Annotated in this window: 12 protein-coding genes, 2 tRNA genes and 1 CRISPR repeat array (1 of these 15 cut by a window edge); of the genes, 12 read left to right on the top strand and 2 right to left on the bottom strand. The window is 46.9% G+C overall.

Translation table 11 applies throughout. From position 1 onward, the window contains the following. A CRISPR array of direct repeats spans positions 1-1,442; the repeat unit is 29 nt; unit sequence GGAAATACCCCCGTGTGTACGGGGAAGAG (it extends 3,830 nt beyond the left edge of the window). A gap of 132 nt (positions 1,443-1,574) precedes the next feature. Further along, entirely contained in the window at positions 1,575-2,222 is a 648-nt protein-coding gene (locus ACN08Z_RS03995) for a GNAT family N-acetyltransferase (RefSeq protein ID WP_419103299.1), read from the bottom strand. Between the two features lie 171 nt (positions 2,223-2,393). On the opposite strand from ACN08Z_RS03995, the gene ACN08Z_RS03990 reads away from it, so the two are divergent. The 12 genes from ACN08Z_RS03990 (at position 2,394) to ACN08Z_RS03935 (ending at position 15,191) form a co-directional block, all read left to right on the top strand. Continuing rightward, on the top strand, positions 2,394-3,353 hold the full coding sequence (locus ACN08Z_RS03990) for a GNAT family N-acetyltransferase (RefSeq protein WP_419103298.1): 960 nt from the start codon (positions 2,394-2,396) through the stop codon (positions 3,351-3,353). An 87-nt stretch (positions 3,354-3,440) separates the two neighbouring features. After that, positions 3,441-4,616 (top strand): tRNA dihydrouridine synthase DusB, encoded by a 1,176-nt coding sequence (gene dusB / locus ACN08Z_RS03985; protein ID WP_419102228.1) that lies wholly within the window; start codon positions 3,441-3,443, stop codon positions 4,614-4,616. Between the two features lie 27 nt (positions 4,617-4,643). Beyond that, positions 4,644-5,996, top strand: coding sequence for a deoxyguanosinetriphosphate triphosphohydrolase (locus ACN08Z_RS03980; protein WP_419103297.1), 1,353 nt, complete (start codon positions 4,644-4,646; stop codon positions 5,994-5,996). Positions 5,997-6,067: 71 nt separating this feature from the next. Next, on the top strand, positions 6,068-7,978 hold the full coding sequence (gene dnaG, locus ACN08Z_RS03975; RefSeq protein WP_419103296.1) for a DNA primase: 1,911 nt from the start codon (positions 6,068-6,070) through the stop codon (positions 7,976-7,978). Between the two features lie 91 nt (positions 7,979-8,069). Then, positions 8,070-8,142, top strand: a tRNA-Asn gene (locus ACN08Z_RS03970). Between the two features lie 264 nt (positions 8,143-8,406). After that, complete coding sequence (locus tag ACN08Z_RS03965; RefSeq protein ID WP_419103295.1) at positions 8,407-9,303, top strand: phage holin family protein; 897 nt, start codon at positions 8,407-8,409, stop codon at positions 9,301-9,303. A gap of 236 nt (positions 9,304-9,539) precedes the next feature. Beyond that, complete coding sequence (locus ACN08Z_RS03960; RefSeq protein ID WP_419103294.1) at positions 9,540-10,748, top strand: glycosyltransferase; 1,209 nt, start codon at positions 9,540-9,542, stop codon at positions 10,746-10,748. A gap of 71 nt (positions 10,749-10,819) precedes the next feature. Then, positions 10,820-10,893: transfer RNA gene (locus tag ACN08Z_RS03955), tRNA-Ile, on the top strand. Between the two features lie 867 nt (positions 10,894-11,760). Then, positions 11,761-12,618: a DUF3800 domain-containing protein gene (locus tag ACN08Z_RS03950; RefSeq protein WP_419103293.1), complete on the top strand. Its 858-nt coding sequence runs from the start codon at positions 11,761-11,763 to the stop codon at positions 12,616-12,618. 384 nt (positions 12,619-13,002) lie between these two features. Next, positions 13,003-13,140 carry a hypothetical protein gene (locus tag ACN08Z_RS03945; RefSeq protein WP_419103292.1) on the top strand — a complete coding sequence of 46 codons (138 nt, stop codon included), beginning with the start codon at positions 13,003-13,005 and terminating at the stop codon, positions 13,138-13,140. Positions 13,141-14,386: 1,246 nt separating this feature from the next. Beyond that, positions 14,387-14,560: a hypothetical protein gene (locus tag ACN08Z_RS03940; protein WP_419103291.1), complete on the top strand. Its 174-nt coding sequence runs from the start codon at positions 14,387-14,389 to the stop codon at positions 14,558-14,560. A gap of 76 nt (positions 14,561-14,636) precedes the next feature. Then, positions 14,637-15,191 carry a hypothetical protein gene (locus ACN08Z_RS03935; protein ID WP_419103290.1) on the top strand — a complete coding sequence of 185 codons (555 nt, stop codon included), beginning with the start codon at positions 14,637-14,639 and terminating at the stop codon, positions 15,189-15,191. Between the two features lie 267 nt (positions 15,192-15,458). Here the strand turns inward: ACN08Z_RS03935 and ACN08Z_RS03930 are convergent, their stop codons facing one another. Continuing rightward, a complete protein-coding gene (locus ACN08Z_RS03930; RefSeq protein ID WP_419103289.1) occupies positions 15,459-15,740 on the bottom strand; it encodes a hypothetical protein in 282 nt (93 codons plus the stop codon). Positions 15,741-15,948: the final 208 nt, after the last annotated feature.

Genomic DNA, 15,948 nt, shown 5'->3' with positions numbered 1-15,948 from the left:
AGAGTTAGGAGGAAATACCCCCGTGTGTACGGGGAAGAGTGATGATGTGGCGAATTATCTCTCTCGCCAAGGGAAATACCCCCGTGTGTACGGGGAAGAGCTAGCCTCAATCGTGAAGTAGTCATTCTCTTTGGAAATACCCCCGTGTGTACGGGGAAGAGCTCTGCCATTCCTGAAAAATGCGGGCAGTAGCGGAAATACCCCCGTGTGTACGGGGAAGAGATACCCCCGAAGTGTTAGAGGGGCAGACCGATGGAAATACCCCCGTGTGTACGGGGAAGAGTCCTGCACCTGCCCCATAGGGATAGTACGCACAGAAATACCCCCGTGTGTACGGGGAAGAGGATATGGCATTAGCACGCGATATTTTAGAACCGGAAATACCCCCGTGTGTACGGGGAAGAGCCACGAGAGCCCGGCGCTTGATTTTGGGTCAGGGAAATACCCCCGTGTGTACGGGGAAGAGAAAAGCTAATGAGGGTGATTTCATTGCCATCGGGAAATACCCCCGTGTGTACGGGGAAGAGTCATCAACACACACTAGATGAGGCGTTTTACCGGAAATACCCCCGTGTGTACGGGGAAGAGTCCCCGCGCGTGTCTTTTTTCCATATCGTAACGGAAATACCCCCGTGTGTACGGGGAAGAGCCGGAAAAGCCTTCATTTGGGACCCCATGGCAGGAAATACCCCCGTGTGTACGGGGAAGAGGTTGTAATGAGGAACCAATAGCCGGAACTTAGGGAAATACCCCCGTGTGTACGGGGAAGAGCCATCCAGCGGTAATATACCCGCGCCAAGTGCGGAAATACCCCCGTGTGTACGGGGAAGAGCGTGCCGTTTAAATCCATCAGAGGGCGGCCCTGGAAATACCCCCGTGTGTACGGGGAAGAGTGTGCTACTTCACGCACCCATTCCCAGAAAGCGGAAATACCCCCGTGTGTACGGGGAAGAGGAGGAGCAAAGCAATGCCTAGCCCGCAAATCCGGAAATACCCCCGTGTGTACGGGGAAGAGATTTGCAAGCCGCGTAGCTTATTTTGATAAGCGGAAATACCCCCGTGTGTACGGGGAAGAGCACGAATAGATGTTCAGATAGAAGCACATCTAGGAAATACCCCCGTGTGTACGGGGAAGAGCTTGAACCGTGGCCCATGCTATAACTTGCACTGGAAATACCCCCGTGTGTACGGGGAAGAGACCCTAGCCATTCTTGATCCACGTTCGCATAAGGAAATACCCCCGTGTGTACGGGGAAGAGCTACGCTCTCGCCATCATTAGGCGGGGGCGTAGGAAATACCCCCGTGTGTACGGGGAAGAGAGGAAAAAGGCTATGAATTTACCGCTATCGGCGGAAATACCCCCGTGTGTACGGGGAAGAGGATTCTGACTGGAGGCTCCATTTTTAACGCCTGGAAATACCCTCGTGTGTACGGGGAAGAGACTATCTGGCTAGTAATTATTCCATAGGAAAAGCGAAAATATCAAAGTTTTTGATATTTAGCTGCATTTATGTATCTCCAAGGAATAGATATTTATGGAACGTTCTCAAACAACGCGCATACTGGTGTGTCTTTAGATTTTTACGACGGGTAGTGACGCAGTGCTGAGTGAGGCAGGGGAATGTGCTTGTTCCCAGTCTTTTCTGAGAATCGCTTTAATCATGGAGTCGTGGTATTTGCCGTCGTAGTAGAGTGCTTCACGGCGGCGTCCCTCGCAGACGAAGCCGCATGAGGTGTACACGTATCGTGCTCGTGCGTTGAAGTCGAATACTTCGAGTTCGATGCGGTTCAGCTTGAGCACCGCGAAGGCGTAGTTGACCATCATTTGTGTGGTTTCGGTGCCGAGCCCGTGGCCTCGTCCTTTTTGTCCGATGATGATTCGGTAGTTGACGGACTTATTTTGAGGTGAGTAGTCGTTGAATACGGCTTCGCCTACGTATTCGTTGTGTTTGAGTGAATATATTGCTAAGTCGAGTCTGTTGTTTTGGTTGTTTCGTGTGTCGTACCAGCTTTTTGCGTGTTTGACGGTACGTTCATTGCGGTTTAGTGCTTCTTGTGTGGAGTGTACTGCCCCTGTTTTGATGAGGACTTCTGGTTCTGCGAGGATGTTCATCATTGCTTGGGTTGATTCCTCGTTGAAGGGGCGTAGTTCGACGAGTTTTCCGGTGAGGGTGGGTTTGGTGGCGAACATGTTGGTGGGTGTGTTAACTTGTGTGCGCATGTTCTCATTTTAAGTCAGATAAGTGCATTTTTACCTCAACTGTTGGTGTGGGTTTTCATTCTCTTGGATGAATTTTTTCTGAACGATTCTAGATGTTGTTCCGGTGTGCTTCTGCGCTATGGTGGTGTACAGAACATATTAATAATTCGATGATTTTGAGGCAGGTTTTTGGTGGATAATTATACTTTTCGTCCGTGGCGTGAGGGCGATGATTTAGAACTTCTTCAGCTTTGGGGTGACGCTGAATCTTCGGGGTACGATTCTTTTCGTGCGATGTTTCGCCCTGATCAGGATTCTGGCCCGTGGTCTCGTACTCTTGTAGCGGAACATCAGGGTGTTGCGGTTGCTGCCGCCACTGTCTATGAGACGTCTTTACATGTTCAACGGTTGTGGGCGTATATTGAGGTTGCCGTTGATCATCGTCGGCAGGGGCTTGGTGCTGAACTGTTTCGCCGTTTGCAAGAGCTTGCTTCATCTTCGCCTTCGGGTGTTCAGGCTTTGCGTTCTAAGGTGCAAGAAGGCTCTGCTGGTGCTTCCTTCGCTCAGGCTATGGGGTTGGGTGTTATTCAGCGTAGTCAGATGGTGAAAGTTGCTTCGGGTTCTGTGCCTGAGGTTCCTTTGCGCGTTGATTCTTCGGGGCAGCCTATGCAGGTTATTGAAAATATTGCTACGGGCTCTGTTGAGCTAACACAAAAGATGTGGGAGTTCTATTCTCGTTCTCACCGTTGGGATCCTCCTGCTGAGATTTCTTTGGGGCAGGTTAACCGTTTGTTCTTATCAGATGAGGCTGAAGCGCTTGGTGCAATTGTGCTACGTGACTTTGATTCGTCTGATGATTTTTCGGGGAAGCCCCCCATCAAGGCTTTTGTGGTGAGTTACCGCCCGTTAGAGCAAGAGTTACCGGGGCGTCAACTAGCTGATGATGAGGCGACTGAGATTCTCTTAGGCTATGACTTTGATGATGTTGCTGCACGTGAGGCTATTATGCAGTTGCTGTATGTTCTAGTTCATCAGTACCCAGTCATCTTAGAGGTAGATGAGTCGATGGAAGACTTGCAGGTGATGATTAATCAGCTGGTGAAGATGGGTTCTGCTCAGGTTCTTGATACAACGTTGGTGGTTGCACACTAGCAGTCTTCTGCTTTTCTGCTAGGCCGCTGTGATGCGTGCTTGGCTGAGTGTTTGTCGTATTTGTGTCACAATTGCTAGGTGACTGAAATATCGCAGACTTTTTCAAAGACTCAACAGCTAAAACTTCCGCCCTTACAATTAGGTAAGTTCACGGTACAGACGCCGGTTGTTCTTGCTCCTATGGCTGGGGTAACTAATAAGGCTTTTCGTCGTTTGTGCCGTGAATATGGTGGCGGTTTGTATGTGACAGAGATGGTGACGGCTCGTTCTTTGGTGGAGCGTCGTCCTGAGTCTTTACGCATTATTGAACATGACGATGATGAGCAGATTCGTTCTATTCAGATTTATGGTGTTGATGCCGTGAATGTGGGTAAAGCGGTTCGTCTTGTGGTGGAAGAAGATCGTGCTGACCATATTGATCTAAACTTTGGTTGTCCTGTTCCTAAAGTGACGAAGCTTGGTGGAGGTTCTGCTTTACCGTGGAAGACTGATTTGTTCACTGCCATCGTAAAAACTGCGGTTGATGAAGCTTCTCGTGCGGATGTTCCTGTCACTATTAAGATGCGTAAAGGCATTGATGATGAGCATCTGACCTTTTTGGAGTCTGCGAAGATTGCTCGTGATAGTGGTGTTGCTGCTATTGCGTTGCATGGTCGTACCATGGAGCAACATTATTCTGGTCATGCTGATTGGGATGCTATCGCTCAGCTACGTGAGGCTATCCCCGATATTCCTATTCTTGGTAACGGCGATATTTTTAGTGCGGAAGATGCTATTGCTATGGTCGAGCAGACCGGTGTTGACGGTATTGTGGTGGGTCGTGGCTGTCAGGGTAGGCCGTGGCTTTTTGGTGATTTACAGAATGCTTTTGAAGGTTCTGCTGAGCGTATTAAACCTGGTGTTTCTGAGGTTGCGCAGATGATTTATCGTCATGCTGAGCTTCTTGTTGAGACTTTTGGTGATGAGCTCAAGGGGCTTCGCGAGATTCGTAAACATGTGGGCTGGTATTTTCATGGGTATCCTGTGGGCGGTCAGCTACGTCAAAAGATGGCTACTGTTCCTGATTTAGCGAGTTTTCGTGAATATCTGGCTGAGTTGGACCACAGTATTGGTTATCCTGGTGCTGCTGTGGAGGGTCCACGTGGTCGTGCCGGTAATCCGAAGAAACCTCATCTTCCCCATGGATGGTTAGATTCGCGTATCCTTGGTGATGCAGAACGTCTTGGTTTGGTCGGGGCAGAGCTCGACATTTCGGGTGGATAATATTGCAATAGTGATGGGCTGGTAACGATGAAGAATGTACCTGTTGACGGTTTAGTTGAAGGCAACGAGTTGACGGAGACTCCCGGCTATGTGGCTGAGGATGTGGAGCGTTGGGTGCCTGAGCATCATCGTAATGTGTATCGTTCTGCTTTTGAACGGGATCGTGCCCGCGTCTTGCATTCTTCTGCGTTACGTCGTCTAGGCGCTAAAACACAGGTGATGGACCCTGATACGGATGATTTTATTCGTACGCGTTTGACGCATTCTCTTGAGGTTGCTCAGATTGGTCGTGAAGTGGGTCGGATGCTTGGCTGTGACCCTGATGTTGTTGATACTGCTTGTTTAGCTCATGATTTGGGGCACCCTCCTTTTGGGCATAATGGGGAGACTGCTTTAAACGAGTTAGCAGCAGATGCTGGCGGGTTTGAAGGGAACGCGCAAACTTTACGTTTGCTCAGCCGTCTTGAGCCGAAGGTTATTGGTCATGATGGTTCTTCTGCTGGGTTAAATCTTACTCGTGCTTCTTTGGACGCGTGTTGTAAGTACCCTTGGACTCTTGCCGAGGCTCCTGCGCGTGCTGATGGGCGACCTAATCGTAAATTTGGTGTGTATCAGGACGATCAACCTGTCTTTGAGTGGATTCGTCGGGGTGCTATTGCGCAGGACGGCTCTTCTTTGCCTGCTAAGTGTATGGAAGCTCAAGTGATGGATTTAGCCGATGACATCTCGTATTCGGTACATGACGTTGAGGACGCTGTTTTTGGTGGGCATATTCAGTTAGAAGATTTATTAGACCCCGCAAAACGTGAAGAAGTTTTTTCAAAGACTCAACAGTGGTATCTTCCGCATGTTTCTGAGTTGGAGCTTGAGCAGGCGTTGTCTCGTCTTGAGGGCCTGCCTCAATGGGTGAAATATATGAGTGGTACTCGTTCGTCGATGGCTGCGTTTAAGGCGTTGACTTCTAAACTGATTGGTCGTTTTGCGGCTTCTGCAATGGAAGCTACGCGTGCACAGTACGGTAAGGATCGACCTCTTGTCCGTTATACTGCGGAGCTCATCATCCCTAATTCTACGGTGCATGAGATTGCTGTTCTTAAGGGTATTGCTACAGCTTTCGTGATGAGTGTTCGTGACGCTCAACCTCATTATGAGAACCAGCGTGAAATTTTGAGTGTGCTGGTAGAAGCTCTCTTAGACGAACCAAAGTATTTGGCGTCTTCTTTTGCCGCTGATATGCAGGAGCTTGGTACACGTGATGATGATGCTCGTTTACGTTTAGTAATTGATCAGGTTGCTTCACTAACAGACCGTTCTGCAGTGGCGTTGTATAAGCGTATTACGGGTAATCAATGGCATCATGGCGATAAGCCTCTGTGGTGAGTTCGGAAAAGTTATAAGTTAGGGAATTCGAGGTCTTTGTCCTCGTGCTGATGATGGATATGATGTTTTAAGTGGCTGGTTTAATTCGACGTGAAGATATCGATGAGGTTCGTTCTCGTACTGATATCCGCGAAATTATTGAGGGCTATGTACGCCTCAAGAGCGCCGGTATTGGGTCGTTTAAAGGGCTGTGTCCCTTTCATGATGAGCGCACCCCTTCTTTTCATGTGCGTCCACAGATGGGTACCTATCACTGTTTTGGGTGTGGGGAGTCTGGCGATGTTATCGCTTTTTTGATGCAGGTTGAACATACTTCTTTTACAGAGACGGTTGAGAAGTTGGCGGCTCGTATCAATTATGAGTTGCATTATGAGCAGGGGAGCGGTTTATCTCGTGAAGAGGTGGGGCGTCGGCAACGCCTCTTAGACGCCCATAAAATTGCGGCAGAGTTTTTTCAGAAGAATCTTTATATGCCTTCTGCCGTTGAGGCTCAACGTTTTTTGGGTGGTCGTGGTTTTGACGCAAAATCAACTGCTCAATTTGGTGTGGGTTTTGCGCCTCAAGGTTGGAACAATCTACTGAATTTTTTGCGTAAGCAGGGTTTTTCTGATGAAGAGCTTGAAGCCACCGGAATGTTTTCGCGTGGGCAGCGTGGTTTATATGATCGTTTCCGTGGGCGTATTATGTGGCCTATACGAGGTATTGCGGGGGAGACCATTGGTTTTGGTGCCCGCCGTTTATTTGATGATGATAAAGGCCCAAAGTATTTGAATACGCCTGAGACGGTGCTGTATAAGAAGTCTCAGGTTCTTTATGGTTTGGATCTTGCTAAACGTCATATTGCAAAGCGTCGTCAGGTTGTTGTGGTTGAAGGCTATACCGATGTGATGGCTGCTCATCTTGCTGGTGTTGATACGGCGGTAGCAACGTGTGGTACTGCTTTTGGTGTTGACCATATTCGTATTTTGCGTCGTATTTTGGGAGATGACGGTTCTGGCGGGGAAGTGATCTTTACCTTTGACGGTGATGCTGCTGGTCAGAAGGCTGCGTTGTCTGCTTTTGAAGAGGACCAGCGTTTTATGGCGAGAACTTTTGTTGCGGTGGCGCAGGAGGATATGGATCCATGTGAGCTTCGTATCCGTCGGGGTAATCATGCGGTTCGTTCTCTGATTGAACATAAGCAGCCCCTTTTTGAGTTTGCTCTTCGTAGTACTATCCGTAAATTTGATATGGATTCCTTGGAAGGGCGTGTGCAGGCTATGCGTGCTGTTGCTCCTATCCTTGCTGGTATTAAAGACTCTGCGTTGAAGCCAGCTTATATCCGTGAGGTTTCTGGGTGGCTAGGTTTAGGTGCGGATGAGGTTCAACGTGCTGTTGTTCTAGCTGCTCAACAGGTTTCAGCGGAGTCTTCTTCGCTGCAACAAATAGATCATACTGGCGGGCCTGATAGTTCTGGCGAGGTTGTTGTCCAGTCCGTTGCTGTGCCGTTTGAAGTTCCTGATAGTCATGATCCTTTGGCGCGTTTGGAGCGCACTGCTTTAGAGGTCTTAGTTCAGGTGCCGCAGGAGGTTCCTGTAGATTTTTGGCAACAGTTGGTTCAGGTGCAGTATCGATATCGTTTACATACGGTGCTGGCGCAGGGAGTGATGTCTGCTGCTGCTGAGGTTGTTCCTGCTGCCGGTCATGCTTGGCTGAATCAGGTGCGTTCGCATATTCCTGAGGCTGCTCATACGTTTTTGGCGGAGTTGAGCGTATCTCCTATTCCTGCTTCCTCTGCTGAGCAGCTGACTCGTTACGTGCACGATATTTTGAGACGTTTGTTGGAGGAAGATGTGAATCGTCAGAAGTCTGAGCTATTGTTGCATCTTCAGCGTTTGGACGCACGTACTGAGTACGAGCAGTTTCAGCAGATTCAGCGTCGTTTGATGGAGTTAGAATCTCATCGGCGTAAGATTCGTCAGGGGATAGAAAACATCCTATAAACGTGTTGCAGATTACATGCTTTTGATTTGTGAAGAGAAAAAAATCTGTGTATAGTTATTACTCGTTGCGGTGATAAGCCGTAATGAATATTCCCCCGTAGCTCAATTGGCAGAGCATTCGACTGTTAATCGAAGGGTTACTGGTTCGAGTCCAGTCGGGGGAGCATAGATGAAACACCTGACAAGATAATTTGTTAGGTGTTTCTTTTTTTGCGTAAAAACTCCTCAAAAGCTTACTTCTCTCACCTGGCAAGTACCAATACTCTTAAACCATTTGGCAGGAGTGAACTAGCAGCTTATCTAGATACTTCGTCGACGATGTGACACGACTCAATCTCATAGATTGAAGAAAGTCTCTAACAGTAGAATAATGAGAGAAACTGGTACACTTGCACCGGAAAGCACACTTACTTTTGGAGAGGTTGAGTATGACCGATAACGGTACACCTATCAGCAACGGGGCTCAGAAGAAATCTTCTTCTGGTCTTAAAGCTACATTTTCTAACTTGAAGTCCAACGTCACCAGCACTATCGATGCAACTAAAGTAGTTACTCGCCTCACCCCGAAGCAGATTAAAGACGAAGTTCAAATTGCTAAACTTGAGCTCAAGAACAAAGGCGTTGCATTCGGTAAAGGTGCCGCATTCGTTGTCGTTGGTGTGGTCTTTGGACTATTCCTCATTATCTCACTGATTACTGCAGGCATTCTTGCTCTAGGTACCGTCATGAAGCCTGTCTACGCTGCGCTGACACTAGCATTAGTGTTCCTGCTTCTTCTACTTATTTTCGCCCTTATCGGTGTCAAAAAGATTAAGAAACAACTTCCTCTAAAACCTGAATCCGCAATTTTCGGACTCATGTATGACCTCGGCGTTCTCAAACACGGCTCCCAGATGGACTCTGCTCGTCTGAAACGTGAACAAGAAGAGAAAGCTAAAGCCAAAGCAAACGCAAAGAAAGCTGCTGCTGAAGAGAAAGAAAAAGCTGCCGCAGACCCTTCAACTACCGCAGTTCTTGCTTCTGCACCCAATGAAGAGCAACTCAAACAACGCACCAAACAGCGTCGTGAACACCTCAAGAGCCTACGTGATGACATTCAAACCTACAGCGGCAACGTTAAGGAGCAATTCACGGGTTTTTTAGACGAAACAAAGAGTAGCGTAGTTTCTTTGCCTGCGACTATCTCTGAAACAGGTAATCGTCTAGCAAAGAACGCAAGCGACCCCGACGTCCTCAAAGCTCGTGGCGGTTCTTTCGCGTTGCTCATCGGAGCTGTAGGCGTCTTCTTCATTTTCTTGAAAAAACTTCTACGCCGTAACTCCTAACAAAGGTTCTCTAAGCTAAGTACGTGCTAAGAACCACCCACTAAAAGGTGTCTTATTCATCCTAGTCTTCATAGGAAATAAGACGCTTTTTGTGTTTTAAAGCTCCCCGACTCTGAGACAAAAATATGAGATTATAGAGGAATAACAATAAGCTTTCTTCATTGATACGCAAGATACGGTCACTTGTAGAACAACTCTGCAAGGAAAATACAACGCGAATAGGTGTTCCATACGATATGACACAACAGTCTCTAACCATCATGATTGGTGCTGATACGTACCCTCCAGATGTTAACGGTGCTGCTCAATTCGGTTATCGTTTGGCAACAGCAATGCATCACCGCGGACATCAAGTCCATGTGGTTGCGGCAAACCCTAAGGAACGTAAAAACTATACTCGCACGGTTAACGGCGTCGTTGAACATCGTCTCATCTCGCATAAAGCACTAACCCACCCTACTATCCGTATTTGTACACCTTGGGGTATCTGGAAACGAGTAGGCGAGATACTCGATGACGTTAAACCTGATGTCGTGCACGTCCAATGCCACTACATCGTGGGACGAGTACTGCTTCTTCAAGCCCGCAAACGTGGCATTCGCGTTATCGCAACAAACCATTTTATGCCCGAGAACCTCGACCCATTCTTGCCCTTTCCCCGCTGGTTTAACGATGCGTTTGCAAAACTCAGCTGGAAGGACATGCGCTTCGTCCTTGAACGTGCTCAGGTTGTTACGACACCCACCCCGATTGCTGCGCGCGCGATGAAGGAAGCCGGCAATTTTAAAAAACCAGTTATTCCTATCTCTAACGGCATTAACTCTGACGATTACCAGCTTCGCGAGGGAGAGCATTTCGACCCTCACCTGCAGGAGCTTCGTATTTTCTTCGCCGGCCGTCTTGCTGTTGAAAAGAATATTGACGTGCTGATTGAAGCTCTCTCGTTACTGCCTCAAGAACTGAACCACACTGTTCTTGAACTTGCCGGTGAAGGTGAAAAGCATGAAGAACTCCAAGAGAAAGCACAAGAATGTGGCGTTGCAGATCGTGTACGTTTCCTTGGTTACGTTAGCGATGAACAGCTAAGAGAAGGGTATCTCCGAGCTGATGTATTCTGCCAACCAGGAACAGCAGAATTACAATCCTTAGTGACCCTTGAAGCGATGAGCGCTTCTTGCCCCGTTGTTTTGGCTAATGCGCTAGCTCTACCTCATCTGGTGCAGGAAGGAGAGAACGGTTACCTGTTTGAGCCGAATAACGCTGCAGATTTAGCTCAAAAACTGGCGCAGGTACTTCTTGCACCGGAAGAGGAACGTCGCCGTATGGGGCAGTGCAGCAGACAAATGGTTGAAATCCATTCTGCTCAAAAGACGTGGGAAACTTTCGAATCTCTCTATCTTTCTAACCAGATATATTACGATTTCGTGGTTTCTCAGAAAAAATAGTGCTGTAGATTTTTTCTCTACGGTATTATCGGGTACGCTATTAACCGTTGCTCTTTTGGTAGCGACGCTTTGGGGCCTTAGCTCAGCTGGTCAGAGCAGGGGACTCATAATCCCTTGGTCGCGGGTTCAAGTCCCGCAGGCCCTACAAGAGCTAGTTCCGCTTCGGTGCTGGCAATCATTTGATAAGTTGTCCCTATCGGTATAAAGCCGATAGGGACGACTTTTTTCTTACCTTTTGTCTTCTTGCAACGTTGGACATAAGTATATGCTCAGCGGTGAGAGCTTCACCTAATCGTTCGGTGTGGGTGGAACCAACACCGGGGCTACCTCAACCTCTATTTCTTGCTGTGAGGAAAGAGCCTATGTCGGTATCTGAGCTGAGTAACTTGCTCCAGCTTCGGGTCCGCCTGCCGTATCTCAGGTGCAGGTCGTAGCCTGGTTGAAACAACCCCTGAGATGAGGGGGGGGAGCTATTGCTTACTCGCACGAGAAAGAGCGATATGAACGGTGAACTTTGTAAGATGAACACTTGTGCTCATGGGATATAGCTTCCTTTCTTGGTTTGTAGCTATAAAGAAGTGCTAAACTAGACGCTATTGGCTTTCCCTGAAGTTCTCGGGGGTATTTCTTTATTTTTTGTTACTATGCCATTTTCTCCGTATGCGCGGAGGTATTTTTCTACTCTTTGGTCTTTGCCGTACCACTCGTCAAAATATAATTAACTTATTATTTGTTACTGTTTAATTCTGTTTATAGTGTTGACTCTATAAGAGTTGTTCTGTAACAATGTGAGTTATACGGCAGATTTTATAACTATCCTAAAGAAAGAGAGGTTTGTGATGGTGGACATGATTAAAGATGTTTCTTTTGTGAAGACTGATTGGGATGAGACCTGAGATGGTCCTTGCTGCTAATAGTCGGGGTAGCCCATAGAACCTGTGAGATGCCCCTCTCGTTTAATACTGGTTGTTAGATTAACGAGGATAGAGATAGTTCATAAACGAAGGTCCTTATGCAATTCCACCACCACTACTACTACGAGAACGAGAAAAAATTTCAATATTGTGACGGCCCGCCCCATAAAAAATGCCAAAACCAGCTAGGTTCAAAGAATTCAGAGATTTTTGCTTTTATCGATGAGTCTGAACGTGCTCAAACCCATTACTTTATGGGTGCGATCGTAGCGTCTGCCCCGCAAATAAAAGAAATAGCTACTGCTATGGACTTGATCATGGAGGAGTTCTCTCAAAGCGTTCAAGTGTTGATTCCACAGACTGAGTTTCACGGTAGCGAGATGATGAATGGCCACGGTGTGTGGGCAGATGTTCCATTTCGTATTAAAATTGCGATGTTTCGTAAAGTCTTCAAAGCAATCCATGTAGCAGGTGCAAGAGTCTTTGTGGAAGGCATCCATTACGCTGCCCTTAACCCTGTCGCAAACAAAAACCTTCACCCAAGAGAGCGAGCTTTTAGTCATCTTTTTGAGCAGATTAACTATTATGGCTCACCTCAAAAACTGCTTCGTGTTATTGCCGATGAACATCATACTGCTGAGACAAGCCGCAGTAATCTCTCTCGGTATATGGATCAAGGTACGTATGGTTACAAGCCCAATAGGCTAACGGGAATTAACCCTGATCTTATTTTTAGCTCTTCGGCAGATGAGAGGATGCTTCAAGCTTCCGATATGGTAACTTATATCTATAACCGACTGATGACTGTTCAGGAGAGTAATAGTAAGGCAACTCAGGCCAAGAGAGACTTGTGGGATATTTTTGACCATAATCCATATACTCCGGATGTGGGGCGTGGTCGGATTTGGCCACCTAAGCCATGGATGCACAAAACCCCCGCTATTGGCGGGGGCTAAGGCAATGCGGGAGTCCCGTTACTTGGAAATCCTACATCCACATTATCTCATTTCCTATTTTAGTTTGCAACTCATATACGCAGTGTTGCATAGATAGATTTCACGTGAATCTACCATAGCTACCAATAATAAACATCTTCTAACGGGTCGCTCCTCTAAGTTCTTCATTATTCTGACGAATCAAACGGTTACTGGTGCGGTGCCCCTTGAGCTGAGAGCCCAGCGCTAAGCAATCTACCTATTTACGGTATTGACGCGCTTAAATAGTCTCTTGCAGCTTAGTCAGCTTCATTCATGTTTTTGTTACGCGAGCTACTGGTCTTGAGTATCCTCTGTATCAAGTCTGCCCATACTGCTCCAGCTGTTCCTTAGCCTGAACCAAGTATGCCTGAGCTTGTTCAAAACGCTCCTGTGCCCACGCCTGTTGAGGCTGTGTCTGAAGATGTTGTTTCTGATGCTCCTGGGGAGAGTATTGAAAATGTTGCTGAGAAGATCGTTGTAGGAACAACTATTGCTGAGTAAGAAGCCTCGGCAACGGAGGAATGGGAACCATTCAGCAGAGTTCTTTTTCTACAGGACTAGAACGTATCTGGTGTTGAGTCTTGGCGGAAAGTTCTGGCTAAGACTGGAGAACAAGTTCGGTGTCATCTATTTTGGCTGTGGCTGGATTTGTCATGGTTGTTGCTGTACTGGTTGGTTGGGTGAGTATTCGGGATCGTAAGGCATCATAGTTTAGAATCTTCTCTAAGCGCTTAGTTTAGGACAGGTTATACTTTGCCTGAAAATCTTCGAGGCTGACTCGACATGATTTTAAAAGTGCTAATTTGATGTAGTAGGTATGGTCTTCCCTGTAGCTACTAATCCGCTCCTTCTTGTGGGTATTGATATTGGAGCAGCGGAAAGAGTGCCCGCCCTTGCTGTTAGTGCCTTTGCTGTGTATGTAATCTGAGTTGGTACACAGTATGCAACTAGGGGAGGCTATCGTGCTTTTGACGTGTTCAAGAGGGTCACCGGAACGAGCTCTGGATATTATCCATCACATTGTTGAACAGTCCACTATACGTACATGTGGATGGAAGCTTGGATGGCTCGTAACCTTACATATTGTTCAAAGATAAATCCAAGTTGCTCTAAACCGCAGTCAAAAACCCTCTGTGATTCCCCTGACTGAAGCTTTGTTTGGGGCAGGTAGCATAACGTGCAGTCCGTATAGACTTGAATAGATTGCAGTGTTTCAAGGGACCGTGTTTAGACTACCTATGGGCACTAACCCTAAGATTATGCACATGAGTGGTTAGAAAATTTGATCCAGTCTGGGGAAATATTCCGAAACATGTAGAAATGATGAAGCAGTACAGTTAACGTATGCAATACGGGACTCGTTCGAATTCCGTAGATTATTTTTCCCAAGGAAGTGAGAAATGATGGATCGCCTACAGCTCTCATTGGAATTGGCGCTACCAGTGCGCTTCTAGCCCTAGGTGGTATCACCCCTACAAACGCGCTAAATCTTCGTTCATCTCAAAAATTTATGACCCGAAATCAACAGCTTAACTTAATTCTATTCAAGTTAGAATTACTCCCCGAACACCTTAAAGAAATAGATCCAAAGACTTACCCTAATTATGCTCAGGAGATACGACAGTATATAGGAGGTGTTACGATTCTATCCCCTGTCTCAACCTCAGCAGGGACAGCTACTCCTTAATTCAACGGGTGGGCGTGCGCTAGTTCATTAGCTGGTTTCATCATCAACACTGGTATTCCCGTGGCCAAGATTATCGGATGGGTTAAGAGAGCTTGCCATCTATGGGGTGGCGTCAGAGGTATTTGGTGCGCCATTCGAAGCGACACAGCTGCAGCTGAAATCGGTAGTGAAGTAGCAACCGTTCTTGAAGACATATTGGGATACGGTGACGTCCTCAATAACTGCTTCAACTAAACTGTTTTCAACAGAGAAGGGATGTAATCGCAGACATCCCTCCACCCGTTTTTTAAAATCAATAGGAGTGTTACTCATGGCCTCGAAGCATGTTTACGATCAGGACCATCGAGAATATGTTTCTCTATCCGCAGCGTATGTAGGGCACCTGATGACAAGTAGTCTTCTAGCATCTCTTGCAGGCCTTATGTACGGGTTACTCTCATTCTTCTTCCCTGTCCTCAATTTTGGGATTCAAAACCTCGTTATCTTTATCATTGCTGTGGTTATTGTGGGTGAGTTGATGGTGGTACTGATTCAACGCCCCTTTATTATCAAGGCTTCTCACAGTGACCCAGGTGGGTGGGGTTATGCTTTACCGGAGTTTCTAGTGCTCCCTTGTCTGGCTGGATTAGGAGCATTTCTCATCTCTCGTGAGCTGTCAGCTGGTCTTGTGTGCGCGCTTGCGTTCTTTATTGTTTTTGGGGTTGCAGGTTTGTTGTCTAAACCGTGGACGCCAGGTCTGTCTCGTGCTGAGATTCGTGAGAGATATGAGCAAACTAAAGACATGATTCAAGCAGGCTATATAGAGGAAAAATATCGTGATGTAGAAGTTGATCCTTCACATAGAGATTTATTTAAGAAACGATAGACTCTTACGACTTGTGAAAAGCTAGGGAAGCCTCCTTCGGCGTCTTTTCATGCTCTAAAGCGGAGGGCTGTCCTGTGCCTATGTATTTTCATGACGATGAGATGTCTCTGAAACTGCTTTATGTCATCGAGCATTTCAGAATAAGCTGTTTGTTCTGCAACGGTGGAATTTTGAATAGGAACTGTTCCGATTGGAGCCGGCTAAGAGCAGCAGTAGCTGAAAAAGAAAAGTGGTAGCAAACTCAGCAACAGCAACCTTCCCTAGATTTTAGTCTTCCTTTTTAGGATTCCCTTTGGCTGATGAATAAAACTGGTTTCCTTGACGAACTAACAAGATTAAAGAAAACAAAGACAAGGAGATGGGAACTAACTTAAAATTGCTACCCATATCCTTAACTATTAAATGAGAAGTGTAGAAAACGGCTGCCGACATAAGCAGGGAGACGGCAATAACGAAAATCTTCTGACGAGTGTTCAAGCCTTTAACTTCTAAGTTTTGGGCTGTCTTGGAAGAAGAGCGGAGTCCCAAGAACAATAGAGTCTTATGCATAGGGCTCCTTCCACATAACTGAAATATATCGTACATCACACCAGTGGTGTCATTAAGATGTTTGAGGGGCGCGTAATACTCTGATTGAGATTTGTGAGCCCATATGTGACAACCCAAGCGCATTTCACTCCAGCTCAGACCTGCATAACTACGACTTCAGTTTGGGTACTTCTAACCTTCCTCTTCGCGCCCAATGAGCGAAAGAACA

The organism is Rothia sp. P7181, assembly GCF_048513015.1.
GTDB lineage: Bacteria > Actinomycetota > Actinomycetes > Actinomycetales > Micrococcaceae > Rothia.
The sequence above is the reverse complement of the archived record's forward strand: the minus strand, read 5'-3'. Positions and strand labels throughout refer to the sequence as shown.

Bases quoted from the DNA above. Each gene is read 5' to 3' on its own strand.
- ACN08Z_RS03995 (WP_419103299.1), bottom strand. From the start codon at position 2,222: ATGCGCACACAAGTTAACACACCCACCAACATGTTCGCCACCAAACCC.
- ACN08Z_RS03980 (WP_419103297.1), top strand. From the start codon at position 4,644: ATGAAGAATGTACCTGTTGACGGTTTAGTTGAAGGCAACGAGTTGACG.
- ACN08Z_RS03965 (WP_419103295.1), top strand. From the start codon at position 8,407: ATGACCGATAACGGTACACCTATCAGCAACGGGGCTCAGAAGAAATCT.
- ACN08Z_RS03960 (WP_419103294.1), top strand. From the start codon at position 9,540: ATGACACAACAGTCTCTAACCATCATGATTGGTGCTGATACGTACCCT.
- ACN08Z_RS03950 (WP_419103293.1), top strand. From the start codon at position 11,761: ATGCAATTCCACCACCACTACTACTACGAGAACGAGAAAAAATTTCAA.
- ACN08Z_RS03945 (WP_419103292.1), top strand. From the start codon at position 13,003: ATGCCTGAGCTTGTTCAAAACGCTCCTGTGCCCACGCCTGTTGAGGCT.
- ACN08Z_RS03935 (WP_419103290.1), top strand. From the start codon at position 14,637: ATGGCCTCGAAGCATGTTTACGATCAGGACCATCGAGAATATGTTTCT.
- ACN08Z_RS03930 (WP_419103289.1), bottom strand. From the start codon at position 15,740: ATGCATAAGACTCTATTGTTCTTGGGACTCCGCTCTTCTTCCAAGACA.